Genomic DNA, 16,208 nt, shown 5'->3' on the forward strand with positions numbered 1-16,208 from the left:
GGCAGGACAGTGCCGTATTGCCGTTCGCCGAGCTGCCGAGTCGCTGTTCGCAGGACGGTGCCGAGCCGCTTGCCGTCGTCGGGGTCCAGCGCGTGCTCATGGGCCAGCCTGCTGGGCTCGCCGGACAAGCCCACCAACCCTGCGCACTCTGTCAACCGGCGCCATGCCGCCTGCCAAGCGGGCTGAGCAATCGCCTGCCGGCCCGGCCGATTGCCGCCCGCCCCGGCGGCTGACCGGTCGTCTGCTGAGCGATGCAGGCCCGGCCTGTCGGGGGTTGAGCAGATAGCTGCCCGCCGACCAGGACGGCCCGCTGCCCGCCCGGGTGGGCGCCCCGCTTTGTTCAGCCGATGTGCGCTGGGCCGTTGCACGCCACGCGGCCCGCCTGCTGCCCGCTGCCCGCGACCCGGGGCGCCCGCTGCCCGCCGACCCGGGGGTAACGGGCCTGCTGCCCGCCGGGTGGGTGGCCCGCTTCACCTCAGGCGATGTGCGCTGCGCCGTTGCATGCCTCGCGGCTCGTCCGCTGCCCGCCACGTGCCTCGCCCGCTGCCCGCCACGCGGCTCGTCCGCAGCCTGCCACGCGGCTCGTCCGCTGTCCGTCGGGTGGGTCGGTCCGCTTCGTTTCGGGCGATGCGGCCCTGCCAAGCTGCCCGCCACATGGTCCGCCAAGCTGCCCGCCGCACGGTCCGCCCGCTGCCCCGCCAAGCTGCCCGCACGCGCCTCGCCCGCTGCCCGCCACACGGTCCGCCCGCCGTCCGTCGGGTGGGGCGGCCCGCTCGTTTCGGGCGATGCGGAACCGATCCGCTGCACGCCGGCCGGGACGGGCCGCTGCACCTCGGCGATGCGGCCCGGCGGCGGTGGACGTCGGGCTGCGGGCGGGGCGGTGTGCGGCTGTCCGCGGGGTGCGGCGGGGTCAGGTGACGCTCAGGTACAGCTCGGTGGCCTTGTCCTCCCTGGTGGTGACGACGGCGTGGGTGGGGGTGGCGGCGACGGAGACCTCGGGGCAGCGGGTGGGGCAGGTGATGGTGCGGTCCTCGGTGGCGCTGCCGTCGGTGGTGCGGGCGCCGATCAGCCGGAGGCGGCCGTCCGGGGCGCGCCAGACGACATACGCCTTGTCGGCGGTGGTGGTGGCGGTCAGGGGCTGGTGGGAGCCGAGGCCCGGCAGGCCGACGTCCCACTTGACGGTGCCGGTGTGAGGGTCGACGGCGGTGAGGTGGGCGCGTTCGCCGCTGGGCTCGGCGTACAGGAGCAGGCCGGAGGGCGTGGCGACGGCTAAGGCGCCGGCGGGGTCGTGGCGGGTGCCGACGGTGCCGGTGACGGCGTCCATGAAGACGGCGCGGCGCGGGGAGCTGCCGGTGATGGTGACGAAGCCGTCGCCGACGGCATGGACGCGCAGCTCGGTGGCGCTGCGCTGGACCGTGTGCCAGGACCAGCGCTCCGCGCCGGTGGTGGCGGTGAGGCCGACGGCGACGTCGTCGACGCCCTGGGCGCGGCAGCGCAGGGCGATCGCGACCGTCTCGGCGGTGGTGGCGAGGTCGGTGACGTCGCAGGGGCCGCCGTTGCGCGCGGGGGTCCACCGCCACAGGAGCGTGCCCGTGGTCGCGTCGATGGCGAGCAGGTCACCCGCGCCGATGCCGGCGCCGGCGAGCACGACGGTCTTGCCCGCGCCGTGGACGGATGCCATCTTCCCCGAGGTGTACCGGCCGGAGAAGCGCACCTGACCGCTGCCGGCATCCAGTGCCGCGACGAGAACGCCGTCGTCGGTGCCGAAGACCACGACGACCGTGCCGTCCACTAAACCGGCGGTCTGGGTCGGCAGGTCGGAGCGCAGGTAGCGCCAGGCAACAGCGCCGCTGGACAACCACACGGCCCGCACGCCGTCCTCGGCCCGCACGATCGCCAGCTGGTCGTGGACGCCGACGAGCTGCACCCCGACATATGGCAGCGGCCAGGTCTGGTCGCCGCCGGCCGGGGGCGGGTCGCCGGCCGTGGTCGAGTCGACGAAACGACCCTCGCGGGCATAGTCGACGCCGAATCCGGCCACGATCACCAGTACGACACCCGCTGCGACAATCGCGAGCCACGGCCGGGTGGCAGACGGCAACGCACCGGGCCCGGAGGCCGTGAGCAGCACCCAGCCGAGGGCGACCGCGGCAGCGCCCGCGACCGTGACAGGGCCGCCGAGCCCGACGCCCGCGCTCGGCTCGACCAGCCTGGCGAGGCCGACAGCGACCAGGGTCGCGGCCAGCCCGGCGACGGCCGCGACGGCCGCGGTCAGGCGGAAGCGGCGTGGCTCCGCCCGCGTGTAGGCGAGGCACAGCCCGCTGATCAGCGGCCCGAGGAACACGATGCCGGCGACCGTCACCAGGTCGGGGTGGCGGCTGCCGGCGATGGTCCAGGGCAGCACGAGGCCGGCGACGACGGCGATGGTGCCGAGGGCGATCGCCAGGAGGCCTGCGCCGCGAATCACGGGGTTCACGGGAACAGGATGCCGGGTACCTACGACAATTTCACGCGGCGCTTCTGGCGGTACGCGGCGGACTTCGCCCGGTTCTGGCACGCGAGCGAGCAGAACCGCCGCGACGTGTTCTTGGTGACGTCGAGGAAGTACGCGTCGCACGCCTCGGCCTCGCACGTGCCCAGCCGGTGCGTCTGCCGGGTGCCGACGAGAAACGCCAGGCTGGTGGCCGACTCCGCGGCCCATGCGTCGACGACGTTGGCGTCGGCGGCGTGGAAGGCGAGGACGGCGGCTCCGTGCAGGTTGGGCACCGCGCCGTGATCGGCGAGCACCTCGTTGAGCGCGCGGGCGGCGCTGTGCAGGTCGCCGGCGATGCACGCGTCCACCGCGACCCGCAGCCGGACGGCGGCCTCGGTCAGGACGTCGACGTCGGCGCCGGCCAGCGGGAACTTCTGCCACCGCTCGCTCTCGGCCAGGTCGGTGAACGCATCGCCGATCCGCTGGTCCACGCCGAGGTGGCGACCTTGTCGCGGCGTCACCGTGAGGTCGTTGACCAGGTCCAGACACAGTTCGACGTGCTTCAGCACGTAACTGTCTATCTCGCCTTGACCAGTGATGCCCATCCCAGCTAACGTCACTGGCATAGCTTAACTTGGCAGTGACGGGGAGAGGCGCGATGCAGTTCGAATTCACCGACGCCGGCCGCATCCTGGCTGGCATCGCCCTGCTGTCGATCGTGACGATCGAGGTCGGCGGCTGGTTCCTGACCAAGATCGTCCGGGGCGACGTGCCGATGACACCGTTCCAGCAGGCCTTCGCCCGCGCCGGGCACGCCCACGCCGGCGTCCTGGTCACCCTCGGGCTCGTGGGCATCCTCTATGCCGACCTGGCCCGCATCGACGGGGTCCTCGGCTGGATTTCCCGGGTCGGTGTGCTGGCCGCCGCCATCCTCATGTCGGGCGGGTTCTTCGCGGCGTCGGCAGGCAGGGGGCGTACTGCGCCGAACAAGGCCATCGTGATGGTCTGGATCGGCGCGTTGTCGCTCGCGGCGGGCGTGCTCAGCCTGGGGGTCGGGGTCCTCGGCTCGTGATCCGCTCGATGCAGTACGCTCGTACTGCTAAGCGAAGCAAGCCCGCGAGAGGAGCGCCCGGCCGATGGCGAAGATCAAGGTAAACAACCCTGTCGTCGAGCTCGACGGCGACGAGATGACCCGCATCATCTGGAAGCAGATCCGCGAGCAGCTGATCCTGCCGTACCTCGACGTCGACCTGAAGTACTACGACCTGTCGATCGAGTACCGCGACCAGACCGACGACCAGGTCACGATCGACGCGGCCAACGCCATCAAGGAGCACGGCGTCGGCGTCAAGTGCGCGACGATCACCCCCGACGAGGCCCGGGTCGAGGAGTTCAAGCTCAAGAAGATGTGGCGGTCGCCGAACGGCACCATCCGCAACATCCTCGGCGGCGTCGTCTTCCGTGAGCCGATCATCATGTCCAACGTCCCGCGGCTCGTCCCGGGCTGGACCAAGCCGATCATCATCGGCCGTCACGCCCACGGCGACCAGTACAAGGCGACCGACTTCGTCGTGCCCGGCCCCGGCAAGGTCACCGTGACCTACACCCCCGAGGACGGCGGCGCGCCGATCGAGTTCGAGGTCGCCAAGTTCCCCGGCGGCGGTGTCGCCATGGGCATGTACAACTTCGACGACTCCATCCGCGACTTCGCCCGCGCCTCGCTGCGCTACGGTCTCGACCGCGGCTACCCGGTCTACCTCTCGACCAAGAACACGATCCTCAAGGCCTACGACGGCCGGTTCAAGGACCTCTTCGCCGAGGTCTTCGAGACCGAGTTCAAGGGCGAGTTCGCGGCGGCCGGTATCACGTACGAGCACCGCCTCATCGACGACATGGTCGCCGCCGCCCTGAAGTGGGAGGGTGGCTTCGTCTGGGCCTGCAAGAACTACGACGGTGACGTCCAGTCCGACACCGTCGCGCAGGGCTTCGGGTCGCTCGGCCTCATGACCAGCGTCCTCATGACCCCCGACGGCAAGACCGTCGAGGCCGAGGCCGCCCACGGCACCGTCACCCGGCACTACCGCCAGTGGCAGAAGGGCGAGAAGACCTCGACCAACCCGATCGCGTCCATCTTCGCCTGGACGCGCGGCCTCGCCCACCGTGGCAAGGTCGACGGCACGCCCGAGGTCACCGCGTTCGCGAACACCCTGGAGCAGGTCTGCGTCGACACCGTCGAGGCCGGCCAGATGACCAAGGACCTCGCGCTGCTCATCTCCCGCGACGCCCCGTGGCTCACCACCGACGAGTTCATGAACGCGCTCGACCAGAACCTCGCGAAGCGCCTCGCTGGCTGATCAGCACGACCACGACGGGCCGGCCGGGGTGTCCTGCCATGGACACTCCGGCTGCCCGCACCACCAACGGATCGCGTCGTCGACGACCCAGCCGCCGTGGCGCTGACAGAGAAAGACCACCGCCGTAGCGCGGTGACCAGCGGCGCGACCCGCCCGCGCGCGCCGAGCCACACCAGCCGCCCGCGCGCGCCGCCCGCGCGGTGAGGACTGCGCGGTGAGGACTGCGCGGTGAGGACTGCCGCCGCAGGAGTGCGGTGACGAGCAGTGTGGGCTGTGAATGTGCGTTGAGTCGGACCGGAAATCCCGCGTGGTGCCGTCCGCGGTGTGAGCCGTCCGAGTGTGTCGAGCCGGGCCCGCCGTCCGCGTGTCGAGGAACTGCCGCCGCCGGAGTGCGGTGATTGAGCGGTGTGGGCTGTGGGGGTGCGCCGAGTCGGGCCGGAATCCCGCGTGGTGCCGCCCGTGGTGAGGGACGCCGCCGCAGCGTGGTGGGCGGCGGTGTGAGTAGTCCGAGTGGGGCGAGCCGGGCGGCGTCTCGTGCGTTCTCGTTCGTCGGAGATGTCTGGGTCGGTGACCCGAGTTCTGTGGCGCCTGTTCGAGACTGAGCGCAATGGCGGGTCGCTGTCGTCGATGTGTCGTTGGAGCCATCGGCGTCGGGGCGCCTGGAATTGCTAGGCGGATGGCGGCTGTGCCGCGTCGTGGGGTTCCGCCATGGTGGTGCCAGGTGTTGTGCGGGCAGATGGCAAGAGGGCTGCCCGGGCGGCGGCTTGGCTCGCCCGGGGTGCGAGCGTCAGGGGTGCGAGCGTCAGGGGTGCGGGCGTCAGGGGTGCGGGCGAGCCGGGGGCGCGTGGGGTCAGATGCCGTGGCCGCGGCGGTGGAGGGCGCCCAGGACGCTTTCGACCTTGACCACGCCGGTGACGGCGGCCAGGGCGATGGCGGCGCGGGGTTCGCGCCAGTTGGAGCGCATGGCGGCCTTGGTCCAGAGCCAGGCGTCGCGGCGGTTGCCGGAGGCGGCGGACCAGCAGGCGAGCTGGCCGTAGACGCGGCCGGCGCCGGTGCCGGAGCCGGCGATCTCCGGGTGGCGGGTCATCATCCAGCGCAGGGAGGCCATCTTGGTGGCGTACTCGTAGGCGAACATCGACGTGCGGCCCCACAGGACGCGGACGAGGGGCTCGTCGACGTGGACGATCTCGCCGCGCTTGGCGGCGCGCAGGAGCAGGTCCCAGTCCTCGTTCTGGCTGCCGGGGGCGTCCTCGGCGACGAGGCCCATCTCGTCCTCGGCGAAGACGAAGCGGCGCACCAGGAACGTCGAGGAGTGCAGCATCGACATCCGCGACCGGATCAGGTCGTCGAGGCCGACGAGGGACGCGCCCGCCAGGCGGGGGGTGAGGCGGTCGCCGAACTCGACCTCGATCGCCGCCGTGCAGAACTCCGCCTGCGGGCGCTGCTGCAGCGCGTGCACCTGCCGGCGCAGCTTCGTCGGGGTCCAGGCGTCGTCGTCGTCGCAGAACGCGACGAGATCCGTGTCCAGGGCGACGATGCCGGTGTTGCGGGCGCCGGCGAGGCCGGGCTTGCGCAGGTTGGGCAGCACGTCGAGCGGGCGGTCGCCGCCGCGGCACAGGCCGGCGTCGGGGTCGTGCTGGTCGAACACCACGATGGTGCGCACGGGTCCCGGGTAGTCCTGGGCGACGATGCCCTCGACGGCGCGGGCGAGCAGTTCAGGGCGGTTTCGCGTCGGTACGACCACGCCCACGCTGGGCCAGTGACCGGTGGTGTTCATCGGGCCCCCCGGTAGCCGTACATGCCGAGCAGCGGCGCGGTGAGTGCGCTGACCACCCGTCGCTGCCGCCCCGGCAGTGCGGTGCGCCAGGCGTCGTCGCGACGCAGTGGGACGGGGCCGACGGTGAACCGCATCGGGTTGCCGGCGGCGCTGTGGCACGGCCCGAGCTCGGCGGTGCCGCCGTGCAGGAAGTCCATCCCGCCTCCCGCGAGATCGGCGAAGTCCGAAATTTCCGACAGTACCGTCGCCGGGGAGTCCAGCAGTGACTCGTACCGGACGCGCATCACCGGTACGCCACAGCGGTGCAGCACCGAGAGCGCGGTGTTGTGCGCGTTCCACAGCAGGGCCGACCGGCTGGGCGAGTAGCGGGTCATCTCCTCGGCGCCGTCGGTCTCGGGCCGCCGCACCTTCTTCGTCCAGGAGTACGCGACGCCGCGGCTGTCCCGCACCACGTGCACGACCCGCAGGTCGATGCTCGGCGCGAACCGCAGGCAGTACGCCAGCGCCGCGTGCTTCGAGGAGTCGACGAGCACCTGGGCCCCGGAGACGACCGCCGCCGCCTCGTACAGCCGCGCGTACCAGTCCGCGTACTCCTCGACGAGCAGCCGGTGGGAGGGGCTCATCCGTACACTGGCCAATCGCGGAATGTGCCGGGTCCGCTCCACCGCGTGCCGCAGCGCGAGCACCCGCCACACGTCGACCTGCTGCCAGCCGCCGAACGCCTTCTCCCCGACCGCCTGCCAGAAGTCGCAGGACGAGAAGTGTGCCCCGCAGGCGCAGCGCTCGTCGCCGGCGACGTCGCGTTCCCACAGGTGGACGACCTCGCCGAGCGGGCACACGCCGGGCAGCTCGCCGAGCAGGCGCTCCAGCAGGGTGGTCCCGCTGCGCCCGAGCCCGCCGAGGAACAGAACGCGTACCAACCGTCCTCCTTGGTCGTTTTGGTAGATATGCCAGCTGTGCTGGCATCTGTTACCTCTAACGACGAATTACGGATGAACGATGCTGCACACCAGAGCACGCTGGCGGCGGGTCCCTCTCGGCGGCCTCTCCGTGGACCCGTTGACCGAGGCCGAGGTCGTCTCGCACGTACGGTCGGCGCTGGCCCGCGGCGAGGGCGGCTGGATCGTCACGCCGAACGTCGACATCCTGCGCCACGTGTCCCGCGACCCGCAGCTGCGCGCCCAGCTCCGGGAGGCGGACCTGGTCGTCGCCGACGGCACGCCACTGGTCTGGGCGGCCCGCCTCGCCGGCTGGAACCTCCCCGCCCGCGTCACCGGCTCCGACCTCATCTGGTCGCTGTCCCGCGCGCTCGCTGCCGACGACCACGGCGTCTTCATCCTCGGCGGCGCCCCCGGCGACCTCGGCGAGGACGACGGCGCGCACCGGGCCGCCCTGGTCCTCGCCGACACCTTCCCGGGCCTGCGGATCGCCGGCACGCTCTGCCCGCCGTTCGGCTTCGACAAGGACCCGGCCACGCTCGCCGAGGTGTGCGACGCGGTCGTCGCCGCCGACCCCCGGATGGTGTACGTCGGCATCGGCTTCCCCCGTCAGGAGCACCTCATCCGCCGCCTCCGGGCCGCCCTGCCCCACACGTGGTTCCTGGGCTGCGGCGCGGCCGTCAACTTCGTGGCCGGCGACATCCAGCGCGCGAACCCGGCGATGCAGAAGGCCGGCCTGGAGTGGCTCGACCGCCTGGCCCGCGAGCCCCGCCGCCTGGCCCGCCGCTACCTGCGCGAGGACGCCCCGTTCGCCGCCACCCTCCTCGCCCGCTCACTGCACCACCGCCTGACCCACCGCCCCGCCCACCGCGCCTGACCCCCGCAGCCCTCCATGCTCCGCCGCGCCCCGGTCGAACGGCTGGGTGCCACGCATAGCTCGCCGTCGATGCGGCGCGGGTGGAGGGGGAGGGGAGGATGTCGGCGACCGCCTGATCCACGCGCCTGACCTGCGTGGCCTTCCATGCTCAGACGTGGCCCAGTCGAGCGGCTGGGTGTCGCGCATGGCTCACCGTCGATGCGGCGCGGGTGGAGGGGTGGGGAGGGGGCGGTGTCGGCGACCGCCTGGCCTGCGTGGCCCTCCGTGCTCAGGTGCGGCCCGGTCGAACGGCTGGGTGTCGTGCATGGCTCGCCGTCGATGCGGCGGAGGTGGAGGGGTGGGAAGGGTGTCGGTGACCACCTGACCAACACGCCTGACCTGCGTGGCCCTCCGTGCTCAGGCGCGGCCCGGTCGAGCAGCTAGGTGTCGCGCATGGGGCTCGCCGCCGATGTGGCGGTGGGGGAGGGTGTCGGCGATCGCCTGACCCACCGCCCGCCCACCGTCCCTGACTCGCGCTGCCCTCCATGCTCAGATGCGCCTCCGTCGAGCGGCTGGGTGTCGCGTATGGCTCGCCGTCGATGCGGTGGGTGGAGGGGGCGGTGTTGGCGACTGCCTGACTCACCGGCCCGGCCCACGTGCCTGAGCAGCGTGGCGTCCGTGCTCAGGTGCGGTCCGGTCGGGCGGCTGGGTGTTGCGCATGGCTCGCCGTCGATGGGGTGGGGGAGGCGGAGGGGTGGCCGGCGACGGACTGACCCACCGCCCTGCCCACCGCGCCTGAACCGCGCGCGGCCCATGGGCAGCCGCAGGTGGGGACCGGGTCGCCGAGGATGGTCTTGAGCAGTTCGGCGGCCCAGTCGAGTGGCTGGGTGTCGTGCGTGGGCTCCCCCGGCGGTGCGGCGGGGGAGGGGGACGGTGTCGGCGACTGACTGACCCGCCGTCCCCGGTCCGCTGAGAGGGCGGCGATCAGGCGGGGACCGGGTCGCCGAGGACGGTCTTGAGCAGTTCGGCGGCCCGGTCGAGCGGCTGGGTGTCGTGCGTGGGCTCCCCCGGCGGTGCGGCGGGGGAGGGGGACGGTGTCGGCGACTGCCTGGCCCACCGTCCCCGGTCCGCTGAGAGGGCGGCGATCAGGCGGGGACCGGGTCGCCGAGGACGGTTTTGAGGAGTTCGGCGGCCCAGTCGAGCAGCTGGGTGTCGCGCATGGGCTCGCCGCCGATGCGGCGGGTGGAGGGGCGGGGCAGGGAGACGGTGTCGGCGGCGGACTTGTAGACCGACTCCGGGTAGAGGCGCTTGAGTCGCAGCTGCTTCGAGTCGGCCAGCTGGAGCGGGCCGAAGCGCACGTGCTTGCCCTGCAGCGACACGTCCGTCAGGCCGTAGGTGCGGGCGAGGAACCGGAACCGCGCGACCGCGAGGAGGTTCGCGACCGGCAGCGGCGGCTCGCCATAGCGGTCCTTCATCTCGGCGACGATCTCGTCGAGGGCGGCGCCGTCCTTGGCGCCGGCGATCTTGCGGTAGATCTCCAGGCGGAGGCGCTCGGCGGAGATGTACTCCAGCGGCAGGTGGGCGTCGACCGGCAGGTCGATCTTGACGTCGGGCTCCTCCTCCTCGGGACGCTCGCCCTTGAACTGCTGGACGGCCTCGCCGACCATGCGCACGTACAGGTCGAAGCCGACGCCCTCGATGTGGCCGGACTGCTCGCCGCCGAGGAGGTTGCCGGCGCCGCGGATCTCGAGGTCCTTCATCGCGACATACATGCCGGCGCCGAGCTCGGTGTGCTGCGCGATGGTGGCGAGCCGCTCGTGGGCGTGCTCGGTCAGCGGCTTGTCCGGCGGATACAGGAAGTACGCGTAGGCGCGCTCGCGGCCACGGCCGACGCGGCCGCGGATCTGGTGCAGCTGGGAGAGGCCGAGCAGGTCGGCGCGCTCGACGATGAGGGTGTTGGCGTTGGGGATGTCGATGCCGCTCTCCACGATCGTGGTGCAGACGAGGACGTCGTACTCCTTCTCCCAGAAGCCGACCATGATCTTCTCGAGGGCGTCCTCGGTCATCTGGCCGTGCGCCACCGCGATGCGCGCCTCGGGCACGAGCTCGCGCAGCTTGCGGGCCGCGCGGTCGATCGACTCGACCCGGTTGTGCAGGTAGAAGACCTGGCCGTCGCGGAGCAGCTCGCGGTGGATGGCGGCGGAGACCTGCTTGTCGTCCTGCGCGCCGACGAACGTGAGGACCGGGTGCCGCTCCTCGGGCGGGGTTGCGATCGTCGACATCTCGCGGATGCCGGTGATCGCCATCTCCAGGGTGCGGGGGATCGGGGTGGCCGACATGGTGAGCACGTCGACGGAGGCCCGCAGCTGCTTCAGGAACTCCTTGTGCTCGACGCCGAAGCGCTGCTCCTCGTCGACGATGACCAGCCCGAGCTGCTTGAACCGGGTCGCGGTCTGCAGCAGCCGGTGGGTGCCGATGACGATGTCGACGGTGCCGTCGGTGACCTTCTCCATGGTCAGCTTGGTCTCGGTCGGGGTCTGGAAGCGCGACAGCTGCCGCACCTCGACCGGGAACTGGGAGACCCGCTCGGAGAACGTGTTGAAGTGCTGCTGCGCGAGCAGCGTCGTGGGCACGAGCACGGCGACCTGCTTGCCGTCCTGCACGGCCTTGAACGCGGCCCGGACCGCGATCTCGGTCTTGCCGTAGCCGACGTCGCCGCAGATCAGCCGGTCCATCGGGGTCGGCTTCTCCATGTCGCCCTTGACCTCTTCGATCGCGGCGAGCTGGTCGGGCGTCTCCTGATAGGGGAACGCGTCCTCCAGCTCCCGCTGCCAGGGCGTGTCGGCCCCGAACGCGTGGCCCTGCGAATTCTGCCGGACGGCATACAGCTGGATGAGCTGCGCGGCGATCTCCCGGACCGCCTTGCGGGCCCGCGACTTGGCCTTCTGCCACTCGGAGCCGCCCATCTTGTGCAGGGCGGGCGTCTCGCCGCCGACATAGCGCGACAGCTGGTCGAGCTGGTCGGTGGGCACGAAGAGCCGGTCGCCGGGCTGGCCGCGCTTGGTGGCGGCATACTCCAGGACCAGATACTCCCGGTCGGCGCCGTTGACGGTGCGCTGCACCATCTCGATGTAGCGGCCGATGCCGTGCTGCTCGTGCACCACGTAGTCGCCGGTGCGCAGCTCGAGAGGGTCGATCTGGTTGCGCCGCCGCGAAGGCATCTTGCGCATGTCCTTGGTGGACGCGCCCCGGCCGCCGGAGATGTCGGTGCCGGTGATGATCGCCAGCCGGGCGCCCTCGTCCAGGTAACCGTTGCCCAGCGAGCCGGTGGTGACGGTGATGACGCCAGGGTCGGGGACCGAGGCGATGCCGTCGACCAGCACCACGCCCAGGCCGGCGTCGCGCAGCACCTCGACGGCACGCTGGGCGGGGCCGGAGCCTTCGAAGACCAGCGCCAGCCGCCATCCGTCACCGGCGAGCCGCTTCAGGTCGTCGACGACCCGAGCGGTCTCACCGTGATAGAGCGGCGCGGGCTGCGCCGGCAGGGTGATCGAGATGGCGTCGTCGGAGACGACGACAGGAGCGTCCTCGCCGGCGCGCCAGGGCTCGTCAACCAGATGATCAGCGGAAGGAGCGAGCGAGAAGGCGCTCAGCGACCACCACGGCAGACCGAGCGACGCGGCCGCCGCCCGCACCTCGGCCAGGCTCTTGAACGCGGCCGCGCCCAGGTCGATCGGCGCCTTCCCGCCGACCGCGGCGGCGGCCCAGCTCGCCTCCAGGAACTCCTCGCTGGTGCGGACCAGGTCGTGCGCGCGGGTGCGGATCCGCTCGGGGTCGCACAGCAGCACGTGCGTGCCGGCGGGCATGGTGTGCAGGACCAGCTCGAGGGAGTCGGTGTCGCCGAGCAGCGCGGGCGCCAGGGACTCCATGCCCTCGACGGGGATGCCGCCGGCGAGCTTGTCCAGCAGCTCCGCCAGCTGCGGGTGGTCGGTGGACAGCGCCGCGGCCCGGGCCCGGACCTCGTCGGTGAGCAGCAGCTCCCGGCACGGCGGCGCCCACAGCCGGTCGACCGCGGCGATCGTGCGCTGGTCGGCGACCGCGAACGAGCGGATCTCCTCGACCTCGTCACCCCAGAACTCCACCCGCAGCGGGTGCTCCTCAGTCGGGGGGAACACGTCGAGGATCCCGCCGCGGACCGCGAACTCGCCGCGCTTGGTGACCAGGTCGACCCGCGCGTACGCCAGGTGCGCCAGCCGTGCCACGAGGTCGTCGAGGTCGGCGGATCCGCCGGGGGCCAGCTCGATGGGCTCCAGGTCGCCGAGCCCCTTGAGCTGCGGCTGGAGCACCGAACGGACCGGGGCCACGACGACCCGCGGCAGCCCAGAGGAAGGGGTGGGGTGGGCGAGCCGCCGGAGCACGGCGAGCCGCCGCCCGACCGTGTCGGAGCGGGGGGAGAGGCGCTCGTGCGGCAGGGTCTCCCAGGCCGGGTAGACGACCACGTCGGCGGGGTCGAGCAGGCAGCCGAGCGCGGCGGCCAGGTCCTCGGCCTCCCGGCCGGTGGCGGTGACCGCGAGGACGGGGCGCTCCGCCGCCACGACCGCCGTCACGAAGGTGCGCAGCGCCGGCGGCGCGGTCAGGTCGACCTGGTCGCTGTGACCACCCCGGGCCAGGTCACGGGCACGGGCGAGCGCTGGGTCCGACAGTGCGGCGGAGGTGAGACCGGCCAGTCTTGGCATTGGAGCAACCCATCTGCACAGCAAAGAACCCCGGCGCCCAGGAAGGACGGGGGTGTGTCGAGCGGTACCCAGCCTATCCCCGGGGTATGACAAAAGAGCGTTGAGACCTGACTCACCGGAATGGCACGGTGCGTCGCAGTAGCCGATACGATGCCGGTGAAAACGGACAGCGCCGTCCCAGCCGTCTCGTCCGGAGGGATCCAGCATGTCTGCAGAGGCACCCGCGACCAGCGACGCTGACGCCGCGCTGCGCGCCGACATCCGCCGCCTCGGCTCGCTGCTCGGGCAGAGCCTCGTCCGGCAGGACGGCCAGCAGCTGCTCGACCTCGTCGAAGAGGTCCGCGCGCTCGTCCGGTCCGACCCGGAGGCCGCCGCCGAGCGGCTGAGCGGCCTCGACGTGGTCGCCGGCACGCAGCTGGCCAGGGCGTTCTCCACCTACTTCCACCTGGCCAACATCACCGAGCAGGTGCACCGGGCCCGCGAGCTGCGCCGCATCCGCGTCCGTGAGGGCGGCTGGCTGGAGCGCGCCGCGAAGCTGATCGCCGACCGTGGCGTCGGGGTGAAGGAGATCGGCTCGATCGCCTCGAAGCTCGCGGTGCGGCCGGTCTTCACCGCCCACCCGACCGAGGCGGCCCGGCGCTCGATCCTGACGAAGCTGCGGGCCGTCGGCGACGAGCTGGACGCCGAGGCGGTCGCGACCGCGCTGGACGGCTCGCTGGAGCCGGACAAGACCCGCACCGCCCGCACCGACCGCCGCCTGGCGGAGCTGCTCGACCTGCTGTGGCAGACCGACGAGCTGCGGCTGGAGCGGCCCGAGCCGAGCGACGAGGCCCGCAACGCGGTCTACTACCTCGCCGACCTGGCCGGCGGCGCCGCCCCGCAGGTGCTCGACGACCTCTACGACACGCTCAAGGACCTCGGGGTGCAGCTGCCCCCGACCGCCCGCCCGCTGAGCTTCGGCTCGTGGATCGGCGGCGACCGGGACGGCAACCCGTTCGTCACCCCGGCCGTCACCCGCGACGTCCTGCTGATCCAGCACGAGTACGGCATCCGCGCCGCCGAGGGCGTCATCGACGGCCTCATCGACGAGATCTCGGTCTCCAAGCGCCTGCGCGGGGTGTCGCTGGACCTGTCCGCGAGCCTCGCCGCCGACCTGGACAACCTGCCGGAGCTGCCGGCCCGCTACCGGCGGGTCAACCTGGAGGAGTCCTACCGGCTGAAGCTGCGCTGCATCCGGCTGAAGCTCCAGCACACCCGCACGCGGCTGGCCACCGGCACGCCGCACAAGCCGGGCCGCGACTACCTCGGCACCGGCGAGCTCATCGCCGACCTGGAGCTGATGCGGGCGTCCCTGGCGCGCAACGGCGGCCAGCTCGCCGCGACCGGCAAGCTCGCCTCGGCGATCCGCACGCTGTCCGCGTTCGGCCTGCAGCTGGCGACGCTCGACGTGCGCGAGCACGCCGACGCCCACCACGAGGTGCTCGCCCAGCTGTACCGGCGGGTCGGCGAGGTCGACTACGCCACGCTCGACCGGGACGCCCGCCGCCAGCTGCTGATCGACGAGCTCAACGGCCGCCGCCCGCTCGCCACCCGCGACACCGGGCTGACCGACACCGCCCGCAAGACGTTCGACGTGTTCGCCGCGATCCGCGAGGTGCAGGAGCGGTTCGGCCCGGAGGTCGTCGAGACGTACATCATCTCGATGACGCAGGGCATCGACGACGTGCTCGCCGCGGTCGTCCTCGCCCGCGAGTGGGGCCTGGTCGAGGTCAGCGCCGGGGCGGGGTTCGGCGGGGCGTCGATGGAGTCGGCACGGGCCCGGATCGGCTTCGCGCCGCTGCTGGAGCAGGCGCGCGAGCTGGAGATGGCCGGCGAGCTGCTGGACGATCTGCTGTCGATCCCGGTGTACCGCGCGATCGTGCGCGCCCGGGGTGACGTCCAGGAGGTCATGCTCGGCTACTCCGACTCCAACAAGGACGCGGGCATCACCACGTCCCAGTGGATGATCCACAAGGCGCAGCGGCAGCTGCGTGACGTCGCCTCCCGCCACGGGGTGCGGCTGCGGCTCTTCCACGGCCGCGGCGGCACCGTCGGCCGCGGCGGCGGCCCGACCCACGAGGCGATCCTGGCCCAGCCGTGGGGCACGCTCGACGGCGCGATCAAGGTCACCGAGCAGGGCGAGGTCATCTCCGACAAGTACACGCTGCCGGCCCTCGCCAGGGAGAACCTGGAGCTCACGCTCGCCGCCGTGCTGCAGAGCGCCCTGCTGCACACCGAGCCGCGGCAGCCCGCCGAGGCGCTCGCCCGCTGGGACGCGGCGATGGAGACGGTGTCGACGGCCGCGTTCGCCAACTACCGCGGGCTGGTCGAGAACCCGGACCTGCCGGCGTACTTCTGGGCGGCGACGCCGACGGAGCTGCTCGGCGCGCTCAACATCGGCTCCCGCCCGGCGAAGCGGCCGAACGCCGACGCCGGCCTCGGCGGCCTGCGGGCGATCCCGTGGGTGTTCGGCTGGACGCAGTCGCGGCAGATCGTGCCCGGCTGGTTCGGCGTCGGCAGCGGCCTGGAGGCGGCCCGCGTGGCCGGCCTGGGCGACGTGCTGCGCGAGATGCACGAGAAGTGGCACTTCTTCGGCACGTTCCTGTCCAACGTCGAGATGATGCTGGCCAAGACGGACCTGGAGATCGCCTCGCGCTACGTCGACTCGCTGGTGCCCGACCCGCTCAAGCCGGTCTTCGACGTCATCCGCGCGGAGTACGACAAGACCGTCGCCGAGGTCCTCGCGATCACGGGCGAGTCGTCGCTGCTGGAGCGGCAGCCGGTGCTGGACCGCACGCTCGGCGTCCGCGACAGCTACCTGCAGCCCCTGCACCACCTGCAGGTGTCGCTCCTGGCGCAGTACCGGGCGAGCAAGGCCGCCGACAGCGGCGTCTGGGGCGGCGGCCGGAAGTCCTCGCCGGACCCGGCCCTGGAGCGCGCCCTGCTCACCACGGTCAACGGCATCGCCGCGGGCATGCGCAACACGGGCTGAGCGCATCGCGAAAAGGGCCCGTCGCATGAGCGACGGGCCCCGC

9 protein-coding genes are annotated in these 16,208 nt (G+C 72.4%); 4 read left to right on the forward strand and 5 right to left on the reverse strand.

What is annotated here, in order from left to right; translation table 11 throughout:
- Positions 1 to 910: 910 nt before the first annotated feature.
- Both AB0J72_RS11055 and AB0J72_RS11060 read right to left on the reverse strand, forming a co-directional pair.
- Positions 911 to 2,476, reverse strand: a complete 1,566-nt coding sequence (locus AB0J72_RS11055; RefSeq protein ID WP_363397449.1) for a PQQ-binding-like beta-propeller repeat protein — start codon at positions 2,474 to 2,476, stop codon at positions 911 to 913.
- A 20-nt stretch (positions 2,477 to 2,496) separates the two neighbouring features.
- Positions 2,497 to 3,042, reverse strand: a complete 546-nt coding sequence (locus AB0J72_RS11060) for a CGNR zinc finger domain-containing protein (protein ID WP_363397452.1) — start codon at positions 3,040 to 3,042, stop codon at positions 2,497 to 2,499.
- A gap of 89 nt (positions 3,043 to 3,131) precedes the next feature.
- Between AB0J72_RS11060 and AB0J72_RS11065 the strand changes: the two genes are divergently transcribed.
- Positions 3,132 to 3,545 carry a hypothetical protein gene (locus tag AB0J72_RS11065; RefSeq protein ID WP_363397455.1) on the forward strand — a complete coding sequence of 138 codons (414 nt, stop codon included), beginning with the start codon at positions 3,132 to 3,134 and terminating at the stop codon, positions 3,543 to 3,545.
- 64 nt (positions 3,546 to 3,609) lie between these two features.
- Positions 3,610 to 4,827, forward strand: a complete 1,218-nt coding sequence (locus tag AB0J72_RS11070; RefSeq protein WP_363397458.1) for an NADP-dependent isocitrate dehydrogenase — start codon at positions 3,610 to 3,612, stop codon at positions 4,825 to 4,827.
- 850 nt (positions 4,828 to 5,677) lie between these two features.
- Here the strand turns inward: AB0J72_RS11070 and AB0J72_RS11075 are convergent.
- Positions 5,678 to 6,604 (reverse strand): glycosyltransferase, encoded by a 927-nt coding sequence (locus tag AB0J72_RS11075; protein ID WP_360557983.1) that lies wholly within the window; start codon positions 6,602 to 6,604, stop codon positions 5,678 to 5,680.
- Positions 6,601 to 7,524, reverse strand: coding sequence for a sulfotransferase (locus AB0J72_RS11080; protein WP_344501759.1), 924 nt, complete (start codon positions 7,522 to 7,524; stop codon positions 6,601 to 6,603). The genes AB0J72_RS11075 and AB0J72_RS11080 overlap by 4 nt, the downstream gene beginning before the upstream one ends.
- A 79-nt stretch (positions 7,525 to 7,603) precedes the next feature.
- Here AB0J72_RS11080 and AB0J72_RS11085 point away from each other — a divergent pair, with 79 nt between their 5' ends.
- Positions 7,604 to 8,419, forward strand: coding sequence for a WecB/TagA/CpsF family glycosyltransferase (locus tag AB0J72_RS11085; protein ID WP_363397462.1), 816 nt, complete (start codon positions 7,604 to 7,606; stop codon positions 8,417 to 8,419).
- A gap of 1,124 nt (positions 8,420 to 9,543) precedes the next feature.
- Here the strand turns inward: AB0J72_RS11085 and mfd are convergent.
- Positions 9,544 to 13,134: a transcription-repair coupling factor gene (gene mfd, locus AB0J72_RS11090; RefSeq protein WP_363397465.1), complete on the reverse strand. Its 3,591-nt coding sequence runs from the start codon at positions 13,132 to 13,134 to the stop codon at positions 9,544 to 9,546.
- Positions 13,135 to 13,339: 205 nt separating this feature from the next.
- On the opposite strand from mfd, the gene ppc reads away from it, so the two are divergent.
- Positions 13,340 to 16,165 (forward strand): phosphoenolpyruvate carboxylase, encoded by a 2,826-nt coding sequence (gene ppc, locus AB0J72_RS11095; RefSeq protein ID WP_363397468.1) that lies wholly within the window; start codon positions 13,340 to 13,342, stop codon positions 16,163 to 16,165.
- Positions 16,166 to 16,208: the final 43 nt, after the last annotated feature.

Source organism: Dactylosporangium sp. NPDC049742 (assembly GCF_040674675.1).
Classification (GTDB): Bacteria; Actinomycetota; Actinomycetes; order Mycobacteriales; family Micromonosporaceae; genus Dactylosporangium; species Dactylosporangium maewongense.